At 39.2% G+C, this 6,034-nt stretch carries 5 protein-coding genes; 3 read left to right on the forward strand and 2 right to left on the reverse strand.

All coding sequences use genetic code 11. From position 1 onward, the window contains the following. Positions 1-6: 6 nt before the first annotated feature. The gene (locus NFR29_RS07395; protein WP_251425085.1) at positions 7-498 is read right to left on the reverse strand and encodes a YajQ family cyclic di-GMP-binding protein; all 492 of its coding nucleotides are present in this window, start codon (positions 496-498) and stop codon (positions 7-9) included. A 132-nt stretch (positions 499-630) separates the two neighbouring features. Then, positions 631-2,256 (reverse strand): WG repeat-containing protein, encoded by a 1,626-nt coding sequence (locus NFR29_RS07400; protein WP_251425088.1) that lies wholly within the window; start codon positions 2,254-2,256, stop codon positions 631-633. A gap of 157 nt (positions 2,257-2,413) precedes the next feature. Here NFR29_RS07400 and NFR29_RS07405 point away from each other — a divergent pair, with 157 nt between their 5' ends. From NFR29_RS07405 to NFR29_RS07415, 3 genes are all read left to right on the forward strand, one after another. Continuing rightward, the gene (locus NFR29_RS07405; protein ID WP_251425091.1) at positions 2,414-3,292 is read left to right on the forward strand and encodes an RluA family pseudouridine synthase; all 879 of its coding nucleotides are present in this window, start codon (positions 2,414-2,416) and stop codon (positions 3,290-3,292) included. A gap of 131 nt (positions 3,293-3,423) precedes the next feature. After that, on the forward strand, positions 3,424-4,353 hold the full coding sequence (gene fba / locus NFR29_RS07410) for a class II fructose-1,6-bisphosphate aldolase (protein ID WP_251425094.1): 930 nt from the start codon (positions 3,424-3,426) through the stop codon (positions 4,351-4,353). 3 nt (positions 4,354-4,356) lie between these two features. Continuing rightward, on the forward strand, positions 4,357-5,913 hold the full coding sequence (locus NFR29_RS07415; RefSeq protein WP_251425097.1) for a putative polysaccharide biosynthesis protein: 1,557 nt from the start codon (positions 4,357-4,359) through the stop codon (positions 5,911-5,913). The last annotated feature ends 121 nt before the right edge of the window (positions 5,914-6,034 follow it).

A 6,034-nucleotide genomic window follows, 5' to 3' on the forward strand; every position in this document is an offset into this window, starting at 1 on the left:
ATGTAATTAACGGAAGTTAACGAATTGCAATTCTACAGGAATATCCAATTGTTTGAGCATTTGAATAACAGCTTGCAAATCGTCTTTATCTTTGCCAGAAACGCGTACTTGATCTTCTTGAATGGAAGGCTGTACTTTCAATTTCATATTTTTAATAGCTTTTACTACTTCTTTAGCATTTTCTTTAGTAATGCCTTTTTTGATAGTAATGATTTGGCGTACCGTAGCTCCTGCTGCCGGTTCCACTTTACCGTAGTCTAAGTTTTTTACTGCTACATTGCGTTTTACCATTTTGCCTTTCAACACATCGATGATAGCGGTCAATTTGTATTCATCATCACCGATGATTTTGATGGTGTCTCCTTCAAGGCTAATTTCTGCTTTAGAACCGCGAAAATCGTAACGAGTGCCGATTTCTTTTTTCGCTTGATTAACAGCATTATCTACTTCTTGCATATCTACTTCAGATACGACATCAAAAGAAAAATCTTTAGCCATTGTATACCTCCTATATATGAACTATGGGCATTAATAGTGTATTATCATCATCCTTATATTCCATATATTAAATCGGAATATATCTTTTTAATTATACCGTAAACTACAGATATTTTCTATACTTCCAGGAACTTATAATACTTTCACTTCATCATATGACGGTTGCACTGCAAGTTCTCCTTTTGTATTAATAATCCCCCATTTACCTTTAATTTTAACCCCACTATAGCCATGAGTGAAAGCAGAAATACCGCTAATATCTTTCATAATCGGAGTTGTTACAACAGTGCCGTCTAAGGATAAAATACGGTATCCATCGGCTTTACTGTGAATCCAAGAATACGTATCCCCTGCAAAAACAGTCACTTTTGTATCTGCTGGACCAGTATAAATAACACGACCATCGATCATATCTACAACATGTGCTTTATTATCTTTCGTAACAGCCATATGATGAGGACCTACAAAATCGATGGAGTCATAGGAAAACGGCACTTCTTGTTTACCTGTTTCCATATCAAAAATACCGTACTTGTTCGTATCTTTATTTTTCAACGTAAGCAAAACATTATTCATATCAATAGTGCTAGCTGTATAATTACCAGGTTCAATAATATATTGGCCTTTTCGATTTACAAAGCCAAGTTTTCCCTCATTTCGTACTAATGTACCATGCTTTTCCATTGGATATACATAGTCATTTTTACTATCTATAACGATTGCACCATTACGGTCAATGTACCCACGTTTTTGCCCATCTTCAGTAAAGCTAATACCTTCTCCTAGGTATAAACCACCACCATAGTGATGTCCCCAATATCCAATGCCTACCAATCCGATTAAATTCCCAAGACCAAAACGTCTCACTTTGCGACGATACTCAGCCAAACCATTATGATATGGATACACTTCATTAGATGGTGCTTTAAAGAGAACTGTTCCAGAACCGTCAATAGCCACCGTTTCACCATTGAGTTTTACAAAAGCTCTATCTTCTGAAAAGCCATTGTATACCTCTTTAAATTGAGGGGCAATCACAACCGCTCCAGAACGATCTTTAAATCCATATTTACTACCTTCTAAAAAGGCTACATAATTATCACTATCATAGGTTTGTGCTACACCTTTCGAATCAAAGTCCATAGTCGCATCAACTAAGCTTTTTCTCATCGCTACATTAGTATATACTTCTACTTCTGCCTCTTGACCAGATGTTAAAACTGTTCCATCACCTTTAATATGAACGTATTTATTTTTTCCTTCTTTACCAAAGAATGTACCATCATAATCGAAAGAAGCTTCTAAACTTTGGTACGTCGGCGGCAATAAAACGTCTCCATTCGTTCCTACAATACCCCATTTACCTTTTTCTTTAACAAGACCTAAATATCCTTGCTTATTCAATGTATCATCAGACAATATAGACAATGTCTTTTTCACCGCTGCTGGTGGCGCTTTTACAGCTCCTGCAACAGGCATAAATACATCTATAGCACTACCATATCCAACGCGGCCTATACCAACGCCAACACCTACATGAGTACTGCTGCTAGATGAGGACGTCGAGTATGATGTAGATTCAGTCGATACAGACGAGCTATATTGCTCTCGGCTAATGGTAGTCTTGCTTGAGTTAGCCGTATCCTCGTTAACAACAGTAGTATAGCTTCTTGTTTCCATTACCGTCTCTGCTAATACACTAGTGCTCAATGATGTAAGGACACATAAGAGCAATAACGATTTCTTTTTAACTTTCATATAATCCTCCCTCAATAGGAACCTATAACATGATATTCAATCACTGTGAATCATTTTATAGTTATTATACCATTGAGTCCCTATAGAACTCTATTCCTTTCAACAGATAGACTATTACGAGTGAGTATATATTCACCTTATCTGTTATAATACAATTATGAATACAGCAACTATAATCGATGTCATTATTTCATCTGAGGTGACGAAGGCATCTATCAATCACATCATTAAACAACATCATATATCGCAACGGATGCGGCGAAAATTAAAACATGAAGGTCTCATTACGATTAATGGTGAGGTGGCAACATGGGACACATTAGTGCAAGGCGGTGACCATGTAGTCATCGCTCTATCGCCAGAGCAAGAATTCGATTTAACGCCAATGGATTTAGATATTATCTATGAAGATAACTATGTGCTAGCTATTAATAAAGCACCAGGTATATTAATGCATCCTACATCGACAGTACGAACTCATACATTGGCAAACGGTGTGCTCCACTATTACAAGGACACAAACCAAGCCTACGATTTTCATCCCATCCACCGCCTCGACAAAGACACATCGGGCATCGTCATCATTGCTAAAACAGCCGTTGTGCAACACGCCTTTGAAAAACAAACGCATCCCATTACAAAGCTCTATAACGCTATTGTAGACGGCTATTTAACCCAACAATATATGTCCATCCATCTCCCTATAGGCAGAAAAGAAGGTAGTATTATTGAACGATGTTGCACGCAACTAGGAAAGTCTGCTCATACGGATGTAACTGTATTAGAGTATAAAGAAAAGCGTAATCTTACACACATTCAATGCCTATTACACACAGGACGTACGCACCAAATCAGAGTGCACCTATCTCACTTAGGCTTTCCTTTAACAGGAGATGATATATATGGCGGCTCGTTGCAATGGATTGATCGGCAAGCGCTACACGCTGGCTATTTAGCATTCACACATCCTATGACAAAAGAATACATCCAATTGCGCGCCCCTATGCCTAAAGATATGCAACAATTACTAGAATAAAATAGTTCCCCTTTATAATAATTCTTGATATACTTAGGATTGGATAGATATGTATCATCACTGATAAATGATGTGCATAAATGAACAACGATTATAATACATCATCGGCTATATATCTAAGGAGGATAACTATGCCATTAGTAACGACTACAGAAATGTTTAAAAAAGCCTACGAAGGCGGCTATGCTATTGGTGCTTTTAATGTTAATAATATGGAAATCGTCCAAGGCATCGTCGATGCTGCTAAAGAAGAGCAATCCCCTCTTATCTTGCAAGTATCCGCTGGTGCTCGTAAATACGCTAAACATATTTACCTTGTAAAATTGGTAGAAGCAGCCTTGGAAGACAGCAATTTGCCAATCGCCTTACATCTTGACCACGGTGATTCCTTCGAAATTTGTAAAGAATGCGTAGATGGTGGTTTTACATCTGTTATGATCGACGCATCCCATCACGATTTCGATGAAAACGTACGCATTACAAAACAAGTAGTAGAATACGCTCACGCTCACGGCGTTGTAGTAGAAGCGGAACTTGGTCGTCTTGCTGGTGTAGAAGACGATGTAAACGTATCCGATGCAGATGCACGCTTTACTGATCCAGAACAAGCAGCTGAATTCGTTGCCTTAACAGGGGTCGACTCCTTAGCGATTGCCATCGGTACTAGCCACGGTGCTTACAAATTCAAAGGAGACCCATATCTCGATTTCGATCGTTTGAAAAAAGTTGGCGAATTATTGCCAAACTTCCCAATCGTATTACACGGTGCCTCTTCTGTATTACCTGAATTTGTAGCTAAATGTAATGAATTTGGCGGTAATATCCCAGGTGCTCAAGGCGTACCTGAAGATATGCTTCGTGAGGCAGCTAAAATGTCCGTATGTAAAATTAATATTGATACAGACTTACGATTAGCCATGACTGCATCCGTACGCGAATATTTAGCACAAAACCCATCTGAATTCGATCCACGCAAATATTTAGGACCTGCACGTGACGCTATTAAAGGCATGGTAGCACACAAAATCAAAAACGTATTAGGCTCCTCTAACACTTTATAATCTATGGCTAGTGGATTTGTAAAAGGAACCTTAATCCTCACCATTGCCGGTTTCATAGTAAAAGCCATCGGTAGTATTAACTGGATTCTTCTTTCTCGCATATTAGGCGGCGAAGGCATCGGTATCTACCAGATGGCCTTTCCTATCTATTTACTATTATTACAAGTATCTAGTGCAGGCGTGCCTATTGCAATTTCTATTTTGACAGCAGAACGGCTCGCTTTAAATGACTACACAGGGGCGAAACGAGTATTTAATATTTCCTTTATCATGCTCACTATGACGGGTCTCATCGCCAGCCTCGCTATGTATTTTGGGGCTGATTGGCTCATTGCTAGTGGCATTATTCAGGAAAGTCGTGCCTATTATTCTATTATCGCCCTAGCACCGGCAGTATTTTTTGTCACTTGGATTTCATGTTTCCGCGGCTATATTCAAGGCTACGAAATGATGACCCCTACGGCCATTAGCCAAATTGTAGAACAATTACTACGCGTTATTGTTATGTTAGGCGCCGCCTCTATTCTATTGCCATATGGTTTACCTGCCGCTGCTGGCGGTGCCAGCAGCGGCGCTGGTATTGGTGCCTTTGGTGCATTCCTAGTGCTCTTATATTACTACTACAAATTACCTAGAGAATCTAGCACTGGTGAAAGTTACAATGGCCCGCGCGAATCAGGTCAACGTGTATTAAAACGATTGATTTGGCTCGCTTTACCTATCTCCTTATCTAGTATTATGTTGCCACTTACGGCAAATCTAGATCTCCTCATTGTACCGCATCGCCTGTTAGCAGCTGGGTTCCCTATGAACGAAGTAACAGAGCTCTTCGGTTATCTGACAGGCATGGCCGTGCCATTGATTAACTTGGCTACTATCATTACAGCAGCTATTGCCACAAGTATTGTTCCAGCTATTTCCAATGCTTTTGCTAAACAAGATAGAGATGGTATTCATAACCGCACAGCCAGTGCTATGCGACTCTCTTTTATGGCTACTGTACCATTTACTATCTTGTTATATGTATTAGCATCGCCTACAGTAACACTCATTTACAATGCACCGAAAGCAGAATTAGCAACGCAAATTACAGCCTTTGCTATCTTCTTCCTTGGTATTCACCAAGTAACCACAGGCATTCTGCAAGGCCTTGGCAAACCACGTATTCCTGTCATCAATATGGCTATTGCACTCATTATTAAAGTTGCTTTAAACTGGCATCTAACATCCATTCCTGAACTAGGCATTGGCGGTGCTGCTTGGGCTACAGTAGCGGACATCGGCTTCGCAGCTTTATTAAACTTGATTTACATCAAAAAATATACAGGCTACTTTATCGATATATCCATACTCTGGAAAAACATTGCTAGTGCTATCATTATGGGTATCCTCATTTACATGAGCTACCAATACTTAGACGGCGTTATTCCAATGTGGGCAAATTTCTTATTAACTGGCATCGAAGGTCTTGTACTTTATGTAATCGTCATGATTCTTCTTAAAGGACTCAATAAAAATGACGGTGCTAGTATGCCGATTATTGGGCGTTTTTTCAGGTAGATTATCGTTTTATAAAAAATATTACACGAATATAAAAATAAAAGAGGCTCTCTGTCAAATGTTGGGGTGCTTATCCCTAATCATTTGTTTGGCACCAATCACTTATGTGGTTGGTGCCATT

Origin of the sequence: Veillonella agrestimuris, assembly GCF_943193065.1 — a bacterium.
Lineage (GTDB): Bacteria > Bacillota > Negativicutes > Veillonellales > Veillonellaceae > Veillonella > Veillonella agrestimuris.

Excerpts from the sequence above, each read along its gene's own strand:
- NFR29_RS07400 (WP_251425088.1), bottom strand. The coding sequence starts at position 2,256 with ATGAAAGTTAAAAAGAAATCGTTATTGCTCTTATGTGTCCTTACATCA.
- NFR29_RS07395 (WP_251425085.1), bottom strand. The coding sequence starts at position 498 with ATGGCTAAAGATTTTTCTTTTGATGTCGTATCTGAAGTAGATATGCAA.
- NFR29_RS07415 (WP_251425097.1), top strand. The coding sequence starts at position 4,357 with ATGGCTAGTGGATTTGTAAAAGGAACCTTAATCCTCACCATTGCCGGT.
- NFR29_RS07405 (WP_251425091.1), top strand. The coding sequence starts at position 2,414 with ATGAATACAGCAACTATAATCGATGTCATTATTTCATCTGAGGTGACG.
- fba (WP_251425094.1), top strand. The coding sequence starts at position 3,424 with ATGCCATTAGTAACGACTACAGAAATGTTTAAAAAAGCCTACGAAGGC.